Source organism: Desulfomonile tiedjei (assembly GCA_016212925.1).
In the GTDB taxonomy this organism is placed as follows: Bacteria; Desulfobacterota; Desulfomonilia; order Desulfomonilales; family Desulfomonilaceae; genus JACRDF01.
Genome location: JACRDF010000027.1, coordinates 39838 through 54655 on the forward strand (window position 1 = coordinate 39838; position 14818 = coordinate 54655).

13 protein-coding genes are annotated in these 14818 nt (G+C 51.9%); 7 read left to right on the forward strand and 6 right to left on the reverse strand.

Translation table 11 applies throughout. The features are described from left to right. Window positions 1-60: 60 nt before the first annotated feature. The 3 genes from HY913_12430 to HY913_12440 form a co-directional block, all read right to left on the reverse strand. A complete protein-coding gene (locus HY913_12430) occupies window positions 61-1020 on the reverse strand; it encodes a glycosidase (protein ID MBI4964077.1) in 960 nt (319 codons plus the stop codon). A gap of 27 nt (window positions 1021-1047) precedes the next feature. Next, on the reverse strand, window positions 1048-2280 hold the full coding sequence (locus HY913_12435) for a glycosyltransferase (GenBank protein MBI4964078.1): 1233 nt from the start codon (window positions 2278-2280) through the stop codon (window positions 1048-1050). Between the two features lie 305 nt (window positions 2281-2585). Continuing rightward, window positions 2586-4865: a glycosyltransferase gene (locus HY913_12440; GenBank protein MBI4964079.1), complete on the reverse strand. Its 2280-nt coding sequence runs from the start codon at window positions 4863-4865 to the stop codon at window positions 2586-2588. A gap of 362 nt (window positions 4866-5227) precedes the next feature. Here HY913_12440 and HY913_12445 point away from each other — a divergent pair, with 362 nt between their 5' ends. From HY913_12445 to HY913_12465, 5 genes are all read left to right on the forward strand, one after another. Further along, window positions 5228-6580, forward strand: coding sequence for a glycosyltransferase (locus tag HY913_12445; GenBank protein MBI4964080.1), 1353 nt, complete (start codon window positions 5228-5230; stop codon window positions 6578-6580). 9 nt (window positions 6581-6589) lie between these two features. Beyond that, complete coding sequence (locus tag HY913_12450) at window positions 6590-7531, forward strand: glycoside hydrolase family 130 protein (GenBank protein MBI4964081.1); 942 nt, start codon at window positions 6590-6592, stop codon at window positions 7529-7531. A 144-nt stretch (window positions 7532-7675) separates the two neighbouring features. Next, the gene (locus tag HY913_12455) at window positions 7676-8065 is read left to right on the forward strand and encodes a hypothetical protein (GenBank protein ID MBI4964082.1); all 390 of its coding nucleotides are present in this window, start codon (window positions 7676-7678) and stop codon (window positions 8063-8065) included. Between the two features lie 386 nt (window positions 8066-8451). Beyond that, on the forward strand, window positions 8452-9534 hold the full coding sequence (locus HY913_12460) for an SPFH domain-containing protein (protein ID MBI4964083.1): 1083 nt from the start codon (window positions 8452-8454) through the stop codon (window positions 9532-9534). Continuing rightward, entirely contained in the window at window positions 9531-10565 is a 1035-nt protein-coding gene (locus tag HY913_12465) for a prohibitin family protein (GenBank protein ID MBI4964084.1), read from the forward strand. Before HY913_12460 ends, HY913_12465 begins: the two co-directional genes overlap by 4 nt. A 269-nt stretch (window positions 10566-10834) precedes the next feature. Here HY913_12465 and HY913_12470 read toward each other — a convergent pair whose 3' ends face one another. From HY913_12470 to HY913_12480, 3 genes are all read right to left on the reverse strand, one after another. After that, complete coding sequence (locus HY913_12470; protein ID MBI4964085.1) at window positions 10835-11365, reverse strand: transposase; 531 nt, start codon at window positions 11363-11365, stop codon at window positions 10835-10837. A 73-nt stretch (window positions 11366-11438) separates the two neighbouring features. After that, window positions 11439-12158, reverse strand: a complete 720-nt coding sequence (locus HY913_12475) for a hypothetical protein (protein MBI4964086.1) — start codon at window positions 12156-12158, stop codon at window positions 11439-11441. A 90-nt stretch (window positions 12159-12248) separates the two neighbouring features. Further along, window positions 12249-13148, reverse strand: coding sequence for a LysR family transcriptional regulator (locus tag HY913_12480; protein ID MBI4964087.1), 900 nt, complete (start codon window positions 13146-13148; stop codon window positions 12249-12251). Window positions 13149-13610: 462 nt separating this feature from the next. Between HY913_12480 and HY913_12485 the strand changes: the two genes are divergently transcribed. Together HY913_12485 and HY913_12490 are read left to right on the forward strand one after the other, a co-directional pair. Further along, window positions 13611-14174 (forward strand): UbiX family flavin prenyltransferase, encoded by a 564-nt coding sequence (locus tag HY913_12485; protein MBI4964088.1) that lies wholly within the window; start codon window positions 13611-13613, stop codon window positions 14172-14174. Then, window positions 14171-14683: a pyridoxamine 5'-phosphate oxidase family protein gene (locus HY913_12490; GenBank protein ID MBI4964089.1), complete on the forward strand. Its 513-nt coding sequence runs from the start codon at window positions 14171-14173 to the stop codon at window positions 14681-14683. The genes HY913_12485 and HY913_12490 overlap by 4 nt, the downstream gene beginning before the upstream one ends. The last annotated feature ends 135 nt before the right edge of the window (window positions 14684-14818 follow it).

Genomic DNA, 14818 nt, shown 5'->3' on the forward strand with positions numbered 1-14818 from the left:
ATCCTGGACAATTTCCCAATAGGGCAACCAGCGTCTGGCCAGAAGCCGTTGGTTCAAGTGTTATCCTTTAGGGCATTGTTTAAGGAAGTCCATAACCTCCTTCAAACTCCCCGTGGCGACTGCAACGCAACTATCTGCACCTCCATAATAGACGCGCAGCTCATCACCCTGCAGGATCCAGCCACAGGCGAAGACAACATTGCCAACGTCACCGCTCTTTTCAAAAGGCTCTTCAGGACCAAATATCCAGTGATCGGTGCGTCTCAGCACATGGGTCGGATCTTCCTTATCCAGCAGCGCGAGCCCAAGTCGGTAAATGCCGCCCGCAACAGTTTCCCTCACGCCGTGATACAGAATAAGCCAGCCGTCAGAAGTTTCAAGCGGCGGTGGTGAGAGTCCAATCTTGTTTGCATCCCACCAGCCGCCTCTCCTAGCAGGCAGTAGAACCTGATGATCTCCCCAGTGCTTCAGATCGGGTGAGAAAGATATCCAGATGTGCCTTCCAACGTCTCTAAACGCTGTCACAGGCCTGTGGATCATTGCATATCTGCCTTTGAACTTGACAGGGAAAAGCGCGGCGTCTTTGTCCTCGGGAGGCGTGACAGGACCCAGCCTATGAAAGTCGACAAAATCCTCGGTAGTCGCAAGGGACACCAGAGGCCCGACCTCTGAATAGGCAGTATAGGCGACAACCCACATTCCAAGGTCCTCTATCCACGTAAGTCGAGGATCTTCTATTCCCCAAGTTTCTTCGGGATAACCTTCAGGCTGCGGCACAAGTGTAGGCCGAGGATCAATTTCCCAGTCTGTAAGTCCGTTAGGGCTGCGCGCGACGCACAAATGTGAGAATCCCCGGCGATCTTCCACTCTCACCAACAGCAGGTACCGGCCATTAACCATTGTAGCGCCTGGATTGAACACTGAATTCACTTGATAGGGCCAGTCGCGATAGGTGAGGATGGGGTTCGCCTCATACCTTCTAAACAGTTCGCAATAGCCGTTGTCCGTTGCGTATCTCATGTGTCCGACTGTCCTCGTGTCTATCGCTCAGAATTCAAGCGGGAGTTCAACCGCTTGTCCGCTCGCAACGGATTGTCGCGCCAACTCGTAAGCTTCGTTGTACTGTTTGGCTACCAGTTCCCAGGAAACTACCTGATCAAGATATTTCTTGAGGTTCTCTCCGAGTTGCAACCGGAGTTTTTCGTCACAGGCCATCGTGATTACCTGGTCCCTCAATCTTTGCTTGGTGGTAAAAAGCAATCCGCCTTCGCTTTCGAGCGTCTGAGCAGTGAGTCCTTCCATGGGGGCAGTAGTTATAAATGGCTTATTCAATGCAATTATTCGTGCAAGCGTTCCGGATTGGGTTTCATCGGTGGAAGGCAAGACTATGAAGTCACAGATCGCCATAACTTTGTAATATCTTTCTCCCCGTGGAACAAACTCGAAATAGTGGGCCAGTCCTTTTTTTTCCAGGACTTCGAGTTGCTGTCGATAATGATTGTAGTCCGTCAAGTGGTTTGGATCTCTCATTTTTCCGGCTGCTAAGAGGTCCCAATTTTCGCCGGACCGTTCCAGTATTTCTGCATGAATATCTTCCCACATGGAAGTTAAGATATCCCAGCGTTTATTTGACTGTATCCATCCGACCATGCCCACGAGGTGCTCACCCAGGTACGGGACCTTGTCCAAGCCCAACTCTTCCTTGAGAGCCCGGACGTCCTTGATTCCCCAGCGTCGATCGGGCCTGGATCCATGAGGGACCACCATGACGTTTTTGGGGGTTCGCCAATGTCGGCCAACGAAATTCCATTCCAGGCGCCATTTTTGATAATGGCACTTGAACAGCACTACCCTTGCCCGTTCGCACATCTGGTACACGAAATTTGCCTCAAAATCAGTTAGTCTACCGTGGACGGTATGAGGCTCGACAATAGTGGGGAATTCATTGATTGCCTCGAGCAAATCCAGAAACCCTTCATTTCCATCTCCCTCGCCCCTCGAGTCATGGTATTCGTACAGGCCGTATTCATGTTGCAGATGGACTGCGTACGGGCGCAGCTGAGACACTTTTCCGGCCACGGTCTTCCACCAATCCCTCCTGGACATGTCAAGGATAGGAAATACGCCTTCTCCTTGGCCGTCTGTGTGGCTTATTACCAGGATATCCCTGTCCGGATTGGCCTTCTGGATGAATTCCCTTGCTTCTTCAGCGAAAGTCGCGATTCCGCACAGGCGCGGAGGATAGCTCGAAATTATGACTATGGGGTCTGAATTGCTCATGGAAAGTCCTTTTCTTTACGACCGGGGCTCACCGGTTGCCCAAGTGAACGTGACTGTGTTGGACCAGCGTATGCCGATTCTTTCCCGCTGTCTTCTTCGTCGTAGTATACCGGCTGCCGTCCAAACTTGTCCGCTCAGGGCGCTTCTACATCAAACAGTCTCCCTTTGCAACCCGCAAAGATCGCAAAAAAAATCATTAGTTGGTGACTGAGAGGAGAAGGTAGGGGCGGTTCTGAGGCTCCAGGAGTTGCCGTTTAGATACCTTCGCTATAGATCCATAAGACAGCGTGGAAATGGGAAGGTTCTCATTTGGATGCCTGAATTCTTTGAGCCTTGAGTTCGGAAAGGCCGAGGACTGCAAGAAGGTAGCACACCACGGATTCCGCCCCCTGATTGGCGCTGATTCCGTTGGAGTCGATCCCGTCGGCCACCGAGCCGTCAGCAAAATCATAGAGCGCAGTATTGAGCCTGTTTCGGCCCAGGAACCAGTCAAAAGCAAGCCGAGCGAGTTCGAGGTACTTGTAACTGTTAGTTACCTCTGAAGCTGCGACGTATGCTTCCACCAGGTAGCCTGCATCTATGGGCTGTTGTCCAAAGAGGGCTCTTTCCCCACCTTTGGGGTACCAACCTTCATTGCCGACAAGCTCGAAATAGACTCCATTCCACTGCTGTTTGGTAAGAAAATCCAGCGATTCCAGCGCAACCTTCATGTATTCTTCGCTTTGTGTTACCTGGTAAGCACGCAGCAATGCCTCAGGGATTTTGGCGTTTCCGTAGGCTATCACATCCTCGAACCACTGCCAGTCCTCACTCTGGTTCTCTTTGTACAGGCTGACCAGATCATCAGCCAACTGGATCAGAAGTCTTTTAAATTGGCTCGCTCCTTCGAATTTTTGCAAGAGATGGAACATACCTATAATGGCATAGGCCTTGGCCCTCGGCGCTTGAAGTTCGAGTATTCTCGGCGCGGCCTTCGCCATGATGTTTTGGGCCAGAGCCCGTATTTGCTCTTTTGTGCCCCATCTCACAACGGTTCCAAGTCCCCATAGGACTCTGCCCAAGGTATCATCGCTCCCCTGCTGATCCTGAAATCTTCGATCGTATGACATGAAATTGTGGAAATGGCCTGTTTCCGTCTGGGAGTGATTCAGAAAGCTGATGTAGGTCCTGATCAAAGGCAGGATCTGCTCGTCCTTTTGTTGTTCATAACAGGTCATCAGCGCGGCAAGTCCCCGACCGACATCGTCGGCGCTGTACCCATTATCACGATCCGGTATGCCAAAGCACGCGTGTTGCAACAGCCCGACACTGTCTGATAAAGAGATCAAATGGTCGAGGTTGATCTCCGGGAGGGTAATCACGGGCAGCATCTTTTGCTTCCAGGAAGATTTTACTTCCAAGTCCTTCCGCTCGCCGAGCATTTGCACAAACATTTCCACGTACTGGCGCCCTACCTCTCGCCACACCATTGTGCGCCCGTACTCGTAAGCCGCCTTCCGCATCTTGTTCCGCCGTATGGAATCGCCGATCAAGTCGTTCAGAGCTTTGGCCATACCTTTCACGTCGCGGAAATCTACCAGCACTCCCCGTGAATCAGAGAGCAATTCCTCCGCGTACCAGTAGGGTGTAGACACTACGGCCTTGCCCATTCCCACAGCGTAGGCAAGTGTGCCCGAGGTTATTTGTTCTTTGGCCAAATATGGAGTCAAATAAACATCACAACAAGACATGTATTCGGTTAATTCCTGCAGATCGACAAATCTGTTGTGGAACACCACATTGTCCGCTAGGTTCAGGTCGATGACTTTTCGTTCCAATGATAAGCGATACTGCTCGCCGTGAACCTTTTTAACTTCAGGATGCGTTGCGCCGAGAATGATGTAGACAGTATCCGGGTGTTTCTCTACAACATGAGGTAGTGCTTCCAGAGCAGTTTCTATGCCCTTATTGGGACTGAGCAACCCGAATGTAAGAAGAACCGTCAGGCCTTCCACATTGAACTTTTCCTTGTAGAAGTTAGAATCAACAAAAGGAACGTCATGAACACCATGATGTATTACTGAGATCTTGTCTCGAGGGACGGCATATATCTCCTGGAGCATCCTGGCCCCCTTTTGACTCATGGTGACCAGTCGCTGAGAGCAATTTATGACATCCTCAAAGGCCTCCCGATAGTCTGTCGGAGGATTTTCCAAGATTGTGTGTACGGTGGTTATTACCGGCTTTTTTAGATGGCACAGCAGCACTGAAAGGTACTTGCCGGCGTCGCCCCCGAAGATGCCGAATTCGTGCTGAAGGCTGACTATCTGGGCCGAGGAACCGTTAAGATATTCGGCTGCACGAGCATAATCACGAATTACGTTTTTTCGGATCTCAAACGTAACCTCAGACGGGTAATCGTACCCTCCTGCTCGATCGCTAATGGCAACGACGCGATATGGTTTGCCTCCCATTTCTTGCTTGATGGAAGTACCCAGGTCGTTGGCGAATGTCGCAATTCCACATGTTTTGGGAACGAATGTCCCCACGTAAACTACGTCGAGGTCTGATACCAAGATAGGGTTTTCCAGTTGGATTCTTGCCACGTCTGCCCCTGAACGCTTTGATCGCCTGCTTAGAAAGCCCCTTTGGTCCATGGTTCAATTCATGAATTAAGTGATCTTGCCGGGTGATCCGCACTTGAAGATGGTACATTGTTCAAGCATTTGACAGCTTTTGTCAAGTCCCAGAGTCCTGGAGGAGACAATGACCCAACGTCAGGGCGGATAGCTGAGGGGCGTGAGCGCAGTCAGCTCAGACAGGGAGCTTGACATTCCGCGGCTTTCGGCCAATACTAACTTAATAGATAACAAATGCGCCAATTTGTACCAGAAGTGCTTATCTGTTGTTTGTGATAAACAAAACGGTAACATAATGACAAAGCCGCCTGCTCAAGGAGGTTTTCGGTATGCGTATTGCTATGTTGTCTTCGATAGCGTGGCGAACTCCTCCCCGACACTACGGACCATGGGAACAAGTTGTTTCCCTTCTTACGGAAGGTCTTGTTGCGAGAGGGATTGACGTCACACTTTTTGCCACGGCAGATTCGAAAACAGGTGGCAAACTTCACGCAATTGTTCCAAGACCTTACGAGGAAGACAAGGAACTGATTCCGAAGGTTTGGGAATCTCTTCATATCAGCGAGGTTTTCGAGAAAGCTCAAGATTTTGACTTGATCCACAATCACTTTGATTTCCTGCCTCTCACCTACTCGGGTGTTGTGACAAGGCCGGTCCTCACCACCATCCACGGCTTCTCCTCTGCAAAGATTCTGCCCGTTTACAAAAAATACGACGGGAAAAGTTATTATGTGTCTATCAGCGATGCAGATCGGTCACCGGAACTTACCTATATTGCAACCATTCACCATGGAATAGACGTGGAGGAGTTTACTTTCAACCCATCCGGTGGAAAATACCTTCTGTTCTTTGGCCGAATTCATCCTGACAAAGGCGCTCGGGAAGCCATTGAGATAGCGCGACTGGCGAACAAGGATTTGTTGATCGCGGGAATAATTCAGGACGAGCAATACTTTGAAGCTGAGGTTAAGCCGCACCTGGATGGCAACCATGTAAAATATATAGGAAGCGTAGGCCCAGACCGCAGGGATGACCTTCTTGGCGGGGCGGCGTGCCTTTTGCACCCGATTAGCTTTGATGAGCCCTTCGGCTTGTCCGTTGTCGAGGCCAACGCATGTGGCACACCGGTAATAGCCTTCTCAAAGGGTTCCATGCCGGAAATCATAACGGACGGGGTTAATGGTTTCCTTGTATCGAGCCCTACCGAGGCGGCCGACGCAGTAAAGAGGATCCACACCATATCCCGTCCTGATTGCCGGGAAGTCGCAGAGAGGCGATTTTCGCGAGATCGCATGGTCGAGGATTACTTGAAAGTGTACGATCGGATCCTCCAAGAAACTTTGACAGAAGATCGTCGTCCATGGGGATACTATGAGGTTCTTTCCGACTTTCCGGATCACAAGGTTAAACGCATTGTCGTCTATCCGGGCAAGAGACTCAGTTTACAAAGCCATCAACGCCGGCGGGAGAATTGGACAATGGTACAAGGCCGAGCAATTGTTACACGCGGCGATGAACAGATTCCGTTAAGTCCGGGTGATTCTATACGGATTTCCATGGATGCGAGACACCGCATCTTCAATCCAGGCACCAGCGATGTGGTCTTCATCGAGGTACAAACAGGTGATTACTTCGGCGAAGATGACATAGAACGTTTTGAAGACGACTTCGGCCGGGAGTAGCCAATGGCCATGTACCCCCAAAAGCCCATGGTGAGTCGCTTCGAAGGGAACCCGATCCTCACCAAGGGGCATGTCCCATACCCGGTTGAGACAGTTCATAATGCAGCGGCAGTCAAATTCCGTGGTGAATACATGTTGGTATTCCGTTCGCATCTCAGAAATGGCCGTTCCATACTTGGATTAGCGACTAGCAAAGACGGCTGTAATTTTGTTGTCGCCCCCGAGCCCTTTATGGTTCCCGCTACAAAAGGCCTTTTCGCTCAGTACGAAGAATTCGGAATTGAAGATCCTCGTATATGTCAAATTGACAGTGATTTTCTGGTCACTTACAGCGCTTATTCCCGGCATGGCGTACGAATAGGGCTTGCCAAGACTTCGGATTTTAGGTCCGTTGAACGAGTAGCTCTGATCACGCAAGCGGATTATCGCAATGTGGCGCTTTTCCCAGCGAAGTTTCAAGGACGATTTGCTCGTCTTGACCGTCCGCACACGCAGATAGCGCCATGGTCCATCTGGATTTCGTATTCTCCCGACCTCATCCACTGGGGGGATTCTCGCCGGATCATGCAGCCGGCCCCGTACCATTGGGATCAAATGAAAATCGGCCCGGGAGCGCCGCCTTTTCGGACATCCAAAGGGTGGCTTCATATCTATCACGGAGTGTTCGAAACCATGGATGGAGCAATTTATAGACTGGGCGCGGCTCTGCACGATCTTGAAGATCCGGCAAAGATTCTGGGAGTTGCCGACGAGTGGATTCTTCAACCCGAGGACCCGTGGGAGGTGACGGGCTATGTACACAATGTGGTCTTCACGTGTGGAGCGATCCCCGAAGACGACGGCACTGTGAAGATCTATTGGGGTGGGGCCGATACCGTAGTTTGCATGGGAACGGCAGTGATAGATGATTTGGTGGGTTTGTGCCTGAGTGCTCCGCGCCCCTCCTTGTAGGGAAATGTTGCGTGTTGGCGAGACCGCAAGGAGAAGCGCAGTTCCAACCCCTTCTTAAAATCCTAGCGCCTTGCAACCGACACGTATAAAATATTTCAGTGTCGGATGTTCCAAAGACCGGTAAGCTTCCAAGGAGATGAAGAAATGCCAGATTCTAAAGGGTATTCCTGGATTGGAGCAGTGTTAACGCACCTCATAGATTCCATGAATCAAGCGAATTCATGGAAAGACCATTCAGCCGACTTAGTACAAATTGCGGCCGCTTTTCGGCGGATAGCTGAACCGCTCGGTCCGGAAGGCGTTGAGAAAGCCATTAAAGCTTATATTGAAGGTGAGGGCAAAGACGAACGCGCCACCTACGCCAAAATTGGAACAACGCTAATGGTCAATGTACAATTCATCCTCGGTCAACCGGACCCGCTGGAAACCTCAGGGAAAGTCGCAGAATTCGCATCTATTTTTGAGTCATTAGCCGCACCTCTCGGTCCGGAAGGTGTTGAGAAAGCTATTAAAGCTTGGGACCCCAAGAGGTGAGAGTCCATCCAGTCAAATTGGAGCGACTTGAATGAACCAACGATCGTCGAACGGAGAACCCGTAGGATGCGGTTCGCTTCATTCGCCGCATCCCACCCGGGCTTGGCAGGCCGGGTCATGATGGAAAGTTCCGCTGTACTGACCTCATCGAAATGTAGGCATCGAACTCTTTACCCACCACAATTCCTTCCGGATTCCCGCTTGCGCGCGAACCGCGGATGAGGTAATGGTTTAGTTGGGTGTAGACCGCACGGGCAACTGCAGCTGATTCCTAATATACGATTCCAATTCTTGCACATAACTGAGGGGTTACGCCCCCGAACCGGCCGAATACCATGAGCTGGAAGGCTTAGGCCCACAAAGACCCGCTAGTGGAGGGGAAACTGATGGAGGAACCGCAAAAGGCAATAGCGCTTCGGTTGGAGCAACTCAAGAACCGTTACACGGTCCCGAAATTCCCGAACAAGGGAAAGTTTTTGATCGCAATCCTGATCCTCGTAATCATCTTGTACGGAGTCTGTCTGGTCTATGTTCAACCCGAAGAGTTCGGCATCAAGGTGGTGCGACTCGGGGCTGACCGTGGTGTACATAAGGAGGTTTACGGTCCGGGGTTTTACGCGGTGGTTCCGGGCATGCACGAGATGCACCGCCTACCCATGGGAGTCCAGGTGCTGGAACTCACTAATACTCCGCAGACAGCGGCTCTCGCCTCGCGGCAAGAAAAAGCGGCCCACATCCAAACCTCGGACGGCTTTTTCGTTGATGTCGATGTGTCGATCCTGTACCGAATTGCCGATCCGTACTTGGTTTTCACCATGATAGGCCCCGGGACCCTGTACGAGGACAATGGAATCATCCCCAAGGCCGAGCCGATCCTGAAGGCAACCCTGGGTGAGCTTACCACCGAGGAGTTTTACAACAGCCCGCTTCGTGTGAAGAGAACCAATGCCGCCAAGGAGATCTTGAACCGGGAGCTGAATCCGAAGGGGATCAAGGTCGAACAGGTCATGGTGCGCTATTTCAAATACAGTAACGAAATTCAAAAGAACATTGAGGAAAAGAAGCTCAAAGACCAGCTTGTGTTCAAGAACCAGGCTGAAGCACGGGCTGCCACGGAAGAGGCAATCATAAAGAAGATCACCCAGGAAGGCGAAGCCACGGTAGCGGTAAAGATGGAGGAAGGGCAGGCTTACGTCACCAGGAAGAGGGCTGAAAAAGACCTTTATGTCCGCAAGAAAAAGGCCGAAGCCGACCTGCTGGTGAGGATCGCGGAGGCCGAGCGGGTCAAACTCAAGAATGAGGCCTTGGAAGGCGAGGGCGCGGAGCGCATGGTTGGGCTGAAAATGGCCGACGTGTATAAAGGGTTGCATACGATTATTCTGCCAAGCGATGGGCCGAACGGCGTTAACCCGCTGAGCCTCGGCAAGACCTTGAACCTGTTTGATGTACGCAAAGGAGGTGCCAAATGAAGCGCTTGCTGCTGTCGGCACTCCTCCTGGCTTGCATGGTGTTCGCAGGGTGCGTTCCGCGAACCACAGGTGGGACCGAAGTCGGAGTAAGGACGATCAAATTGGGGGTATTCGCCAAAAAAGGCGTTGAAGACAAGGTGTATGCGCCGGGTTCTACCTATTTATTCCTGCCCTTTGTAAACGATTGGCACACCTTCGACACCAAACTCCAGAACCTGGAGATGACGATGAACCCGGCCACGGGAGATCGAAAAGCGCGGGATGATCTGCTCTTCAAGACCGTTGATGGGAACGACATCGGCCTGGACGTGATCATCGCTTACCGGATCGATCCCAGCAAGGCGCCGTATATCCTTCAGTACGTGGCCAAAGACAACCGAACTCTTCGGGAGAAGGTCGTGAGGACGGTGGCAAGGAGCAAGCCGAGAGACATCTTCGGAGAGCTGAAGACCGAGGAATTTTACGTGGCCGCGAAAAGGGAAGCCAAGGCACAGGTTGCCAAAGAGGTGATGCAGGAGATCCTCGGCCCTATGGGTATTATCGTGGAGCGGGTTCTTACTAAAGACTACCGGTTCAATAAGGAATACCAGAAGGCCATTGAGGACAAGAAGATTGCGGACCAGAGGGTCGAAAAGAACAGGTCGGCCCAGCACGTGGCCTTCGAGGAATACAAGCGAAAGCTTGAAGACGCCAAGGGTGAAGTCAACAAGCTGGTGGCCAACGTCGATGGCGAGTTTCGGAGAGCCAAGATCGAGGCTGACGCTTACTTTGAAAAACAATCGCTCTTGGCTCAGGCAACCAGGGCAGAAGGTGTCGCAGAGGCCGAAGGCATCCGGCAAATGAACAAAGCCCTTATCGGCTCGGGAGGCGAGGCCCTGGTAAAGCTGAGAATTGCGGAGGCCCTCCAGGACAAGAAAATTGTGTTGCTGCCAATGTCAGAAGGCGGCATGAACCTAAAGACCACGGATATCAACAAACTCATTGACATAATGGGTATAAAGGCCCTGGCAACACCGGGAGAAAGAAGGTAAAGGGCGCGAGGAGGCGATCAGGAAACCGCACGTAGGATGCGGTGACCAGCGGGAACCATGTCGTTCCGTTGCGGGGCTCTCGTGAGCGATGCGGTTCGCTTCGCTCACCACATCCTACATGGGCTTTCACCCGCGGGGGTGCCTTTCCCCCAGGGTGGGTTCCTTGTGCCAGGCTTCTCTTCCCCTAACAAAAGCGGATGAGACAGCATCACCGGTGAAGGATTAGCTCCCGTAGGATGCGGTGACCAGCGGGAACCGCATCGTTCGAGTCACTCCGCAGCTTCAAGGCTAGCAATATCCTCACCACCCCAGTCTTCCGGATACAAACCACGCCGCACATAATCATGGAAACTGGAATGTGGCCAATCACCCACGCGGCGAACCCATCCGTGTTTGACCGGATTCCAATGGATATAATCCACATGCCGGTTAAAATCCTCATCGTCCCGAATCAGGTGTTCCCAAAAGCGGCGCTGCCAAATGCCGCGTTCACCTCTTTGAGATCGGCTTTGAGAGATACGTTCCCCTTTGTCAATTGCACGGGAGAACTGGCCTTTGATCAAGCTCCAGCGGCTCGAAAAATCTGTATCTTCAGGCGGCAACGTCCATATGCAATGTAGATGGTCCGGCAGAACGACGACCGCTTCCAGTTGAAAGGGGAGTCGCAGCCGAACGCTTCGAAATGCTGCCCGCAATAAGTCGATCCGCTCGACCAAAAGTCGATTCCCCAGCCGTTCGGCAAGATTGACTGTGAAGAACCATGTGCCTCCGGGCAGCCAGGCACGGCGGTATTCGGTCATCGGCGAACCTCTCTTGGGGGTTCTTTTTTTGCGCGAGCGATGCGGTTCGCTTCGCTCACCGCATCCTACGCGGCTATCGAAAGGCGGACCGGATGAAAGGCCACAGGAGTATCGCGTTTCCCAGCATTATCAGCAGGCCTACTATTAGAAGTCCTATATTTGCTATCCGGTCGAAGTCAGTCGGCTCCGCGTCCTGAAACAAAGCATCATCGAGCGCGTGTAGGTCTACAACTAGTGGTTTGGCCCCCTCCTTAATAAATCTGAACATCATCCCCGGTTGATTGAGTTCTGTGCTCTTTCTCCCTGACATTAATGCCAGAAAGGCATTAAGTTTTCTTGCATCCTGCGGGTCCGCCAAATCTTCGTAGTAAGAGAAACCTCTGAAAAGAAATACGCTGAAAATCCAGGCCAAGAGATAACTGGCATCCTGTTTGAAGAAACTTTTCCTAGCCATTCCAGTGGAAGTGTTCACCAACCTTAATTTCCCAAGATCTATTCCGATTTGCCCCGTGAATCTCCGAACTAGGACGATCCTGTCCTTGTGGAGCCGCACTTCCTTAAAGAGCAGCAGATCGATAAGTGAAAGAATGAATACAAGAAACAGAAAGACAGAAAAAGGTCTAAAAAGTAAGTCCAGCGGGCCGGTGTATGGCGGAATGAAAGACATTCCACCCAAAAATAGAGCGAGTACGGCAAAGCAAAATGCTCTTAAGAGCACATGGAACTTTCGGTACCTCAAGACAAACAATGGCTCGTCATCTGACTTACTTTCCGGTTTGTCATTGTCTTTCATTTTTGTTCGCTTTCCCTCGGCAGCCTCTTTCGCAAAACCGATGCGGTTGCCCCGGCTTCCGCACGGGGTCACCACGTCCTGCACGGGCTTTTATTGAGGCAGAAACCCTTCCCCGTGTTTCTTCAGGATTTCCAGAAAATAGCCCAGGGGCAGAGAGACCGGCTCATCGCGGCGCATTACAATGTCGGACTGGAAGGCTATTTCGCCTTCCACAAGGTGTATTTGCTTGAGCACTCCTTGAGCCAGCTCCTGGTCTATCTCGTGGGACAGGATGAATGAAACGCCCATACGCCGCTCTATGTAACTGAGTATGAAGCTGAGGCTTTCGGAATCCACCAGGACCGAAGGGGTAACGTTATAGCGTTTAAGCGTCTGGATGATCGCGTTGCGGGACCCTGAGCCGGGTTCCCGGGTGATCATGGATTCCCCATTCAGCGCCTGAATGGATACAGTTCCCTGAAGCGCCAGAGGATGATCCGGTCTGGCCACAAGCATAAACACAGCCTTGCCAAACGGAACAGCCTTAAGCTGCGAACCGTATTCTTGGCGAGCCACCACGACCAGATCTTCCTTCCTGCTGCGCAGCCTGTTCAGGAGATCGGCGGAATTCCCTTCACTGAGGCTAACGTGTGTTCTCGGGTATTTCTGCTGAAACTTGGCAATGATGTCCGGCATGATGATGCGCGCGTAAGCCTTGGTAATGCCGATTCTAAGCGTCTCGGAAGTGTCTTCCCTTCTTTTCGCCAGCAAGTCCTCCATCTGCCCGATTCGCAGGAAGATCCGCTTGGTCAGCAAGTACAGGGCCTCTCCTGTTTCCGTCAGCTTGTACTCCTGGGCCTGGCGGTAAAACAGTTGAACCCCGCATTCAGCCTGAAAAGAGCGAAGCTGCTGAGACACTGCCGGTTGCGTGATATGAAGGTGGTCCGCGGTCCGGCTCATGTTCAGGTATCGGCAGAAGTGGTGGAATGTCTCCAGATGATTGAGGTTCATGGGTGACCTGGAAAAGAAGGATGATACCATTGTAGTATAAGTTAATCTAATAGATCCATAACTTTTTATGACTTGACTTCTATACAAGATTACTTGAGAATTTTATTTATTGCAGACTTGTGGCCCACCTTCGGGTCGCTACTTCCCGGATTCTCATGAATAGAATTTCAATCCTCCGGTCCCGTTCTGTTTCGATGCGAGCAATCAAGGCTGAACGCCTTCGGCAGTATTAAGAAGCAGGTTCTTGGGCGACTTTTTTAGCAACTTATCATAATCCGCAATTTCACTGGGTCTCTGTGCTAAAAGTACGGGCATGTCCTCGTATGACCGTACCGTCTTCCCATTAGGAGAGTAAGACGGTGTCCGCTTGACGGGGTACCATCAACTCTTTTTGGTGGCTGTTCCGGGCCGTAGGATAAATGAAAGCTCAAACCGGCCTCGGAATAGCAGAAAGGGATTTGCTTGAGAAGAATCATTGTCGCAATCAGCGGCGCCAGCGGAGTAATTTACGGCGTCCGCGTCCTGGAAGTCCTCAAGGACATCGAGGAGATAGAGACTCATCTGATTATCAGCCGCGGGGCACGCATCACAATGGAGCTTGAGACATCCATGAGCCCGGAGCAGGTGGAAGGGCTGGCCGACAAGGCCTATCCTCCGGAGGACCTCGCTGCTCCGCTGTCCAGCGGGTCTTTTAGAACAGAGGGAATGATCGTCGCTCCGTGTTCCATGAAAAGCCTCTCCATGATCGCAATGTCGCTCAACGACAATTTGCTTGTCCGAGCCGCGGATGTGACCCTCAAAGAGCGGCGCAGGTTGGTTCTCATGCCGAGAGAGACCCCTCTTCATTTGGGACACCTCAGGGCCATGACGGCCGTCACGGAGATGGGCGGCGTGATTTTGCCTCCGGTCCCGTCCTTCTACCATCATCCGCGAAACATTGACGACATCATAAATCAGACTGTGGGCAAAGCCCTGGACCAGGTCGGTGTGAACCACGAGCTTTTCGATCGTTGGGGAGGCGGATGAACAGGCAAGAGCTGGAGCAGATAGTGACCGGCTATATGGACTCTTACACTACGATGACTTTGGCGTGCACTTCCGAGGGCCAACCTTGGGCGGCAGCTGTTTTCTACGCCCGCGACGGTTTGGATTTGATTTTCTTCTCATCACGGACATCGAGGCACTCCAAGGCCATTTCGGAAAAACCCACCGCAGCCGCGACCATACATGGCGACTATCGAGGATGGAAGGAGATTAAAGGATTACAAATGAACGGCCGCGTGGAGCCGGTTTCCGGCAGATCAGCCCGCGGTCGTGCTCTATCGCTTTATTTGAAACGCTATCCCTTTGTCAGCGAGTTCTTCTCGTCCCCTCTGTCCGTTGGCGTGAGCGTGGCCAAGAAGATGTCAAAAATCGAACTCTACCTCTTCCGGCCGGAGCGAATCCTTTACGTTAACAATGAAGCCGGCTTCGGAACCAGATGGCAACTGGAAGTTCGGGAAGGGCAATCAGTCGGAGAACCGACTTTGGCTTGAGATTGGTGAAAGCGCAGTCGATGCGTGCGGCCCTGTAACGATCCCATCATGGGTGGCGAAAGAATGTCATTGCGAGGGCGGAAGCCCGAATTTCCGCGAAACGCGGGGTTTCACTCTTCGCGATGGCAGCCTGAC

Coding starts and splice junctions, on each gene's coding strand:
- HY913_12435 (MBI4964078.1), bottom strand. CDS start 2,280: ATGAGCAATTCAGACCCCATAGTCATAATTTCGAGCTATCCTCCGCGC.
- HY913_12465 (MBI4964084.1), top strand. CDS start 9,531: ATGAAGCGCTTGCTGCTGTCGGCACTCCTCCTGGCTTGCATGGTGTTC.
- HY913_12480 (MBI4964087.1), bottom strand. CDS start 13,148: ATGAACCTCAATCATCTGGAGACATTCCACCACTTCTGCCGATACCTG.
- HY913_12445 (MBI4964080.1), top strand. CDS start 5,228: ATGCGTATTGCTATGTTGTCTTCGATAGCGTGGCGAACTCCTCCCCGA.
- HY913_12450 (MBI4964081.1), top strand. CDS start 6,590: ATGTACCCCCAAAAGCCCATGGTGAGTCGCTTCGAAGGGAACCCGATC.
- HY913_12470 (MBI4964085.1), bottom strand. CDS start 11,365: ATGACCGAATACCGCCGTGCCTGGCTGCCCGGAGGCACATGGTTCTTC.
- HY913_12455 (MBI4964082.1), top strand. CDS start 7,676: ATGCCAGATTCTAAAGGGTATTCCTGGATTGGAGCAGTGTTAACGCAC.
- HY913_12460 (MBI4964083.1), top strand. CDS start 8,452: ATGGAGGAACCGCAAAAGGCAATAGCGCTTCGGTTGGAGCAACTCAAG.
- HY913_12490 (MBI4964089.1), top strand. CDS start 14,171: ATGAACAGGCAAGAGCTGGAGCAGATAGTGACCGGCTATATGGACTCT.
- HY913_12475 (MBI4964086.1), bottom strand. CDS start 12,158: ATGAAAGACAATGACAAACCGGAAAGTAAGTCAGATGACGAGCCATTG.
- HY913_12430 (MBI4964077.1), bottom strand. CDS start 1,020: ATGAGATACGCAACGGACAACGGCTATTGCGAACTGTTTAGAAGGTAT.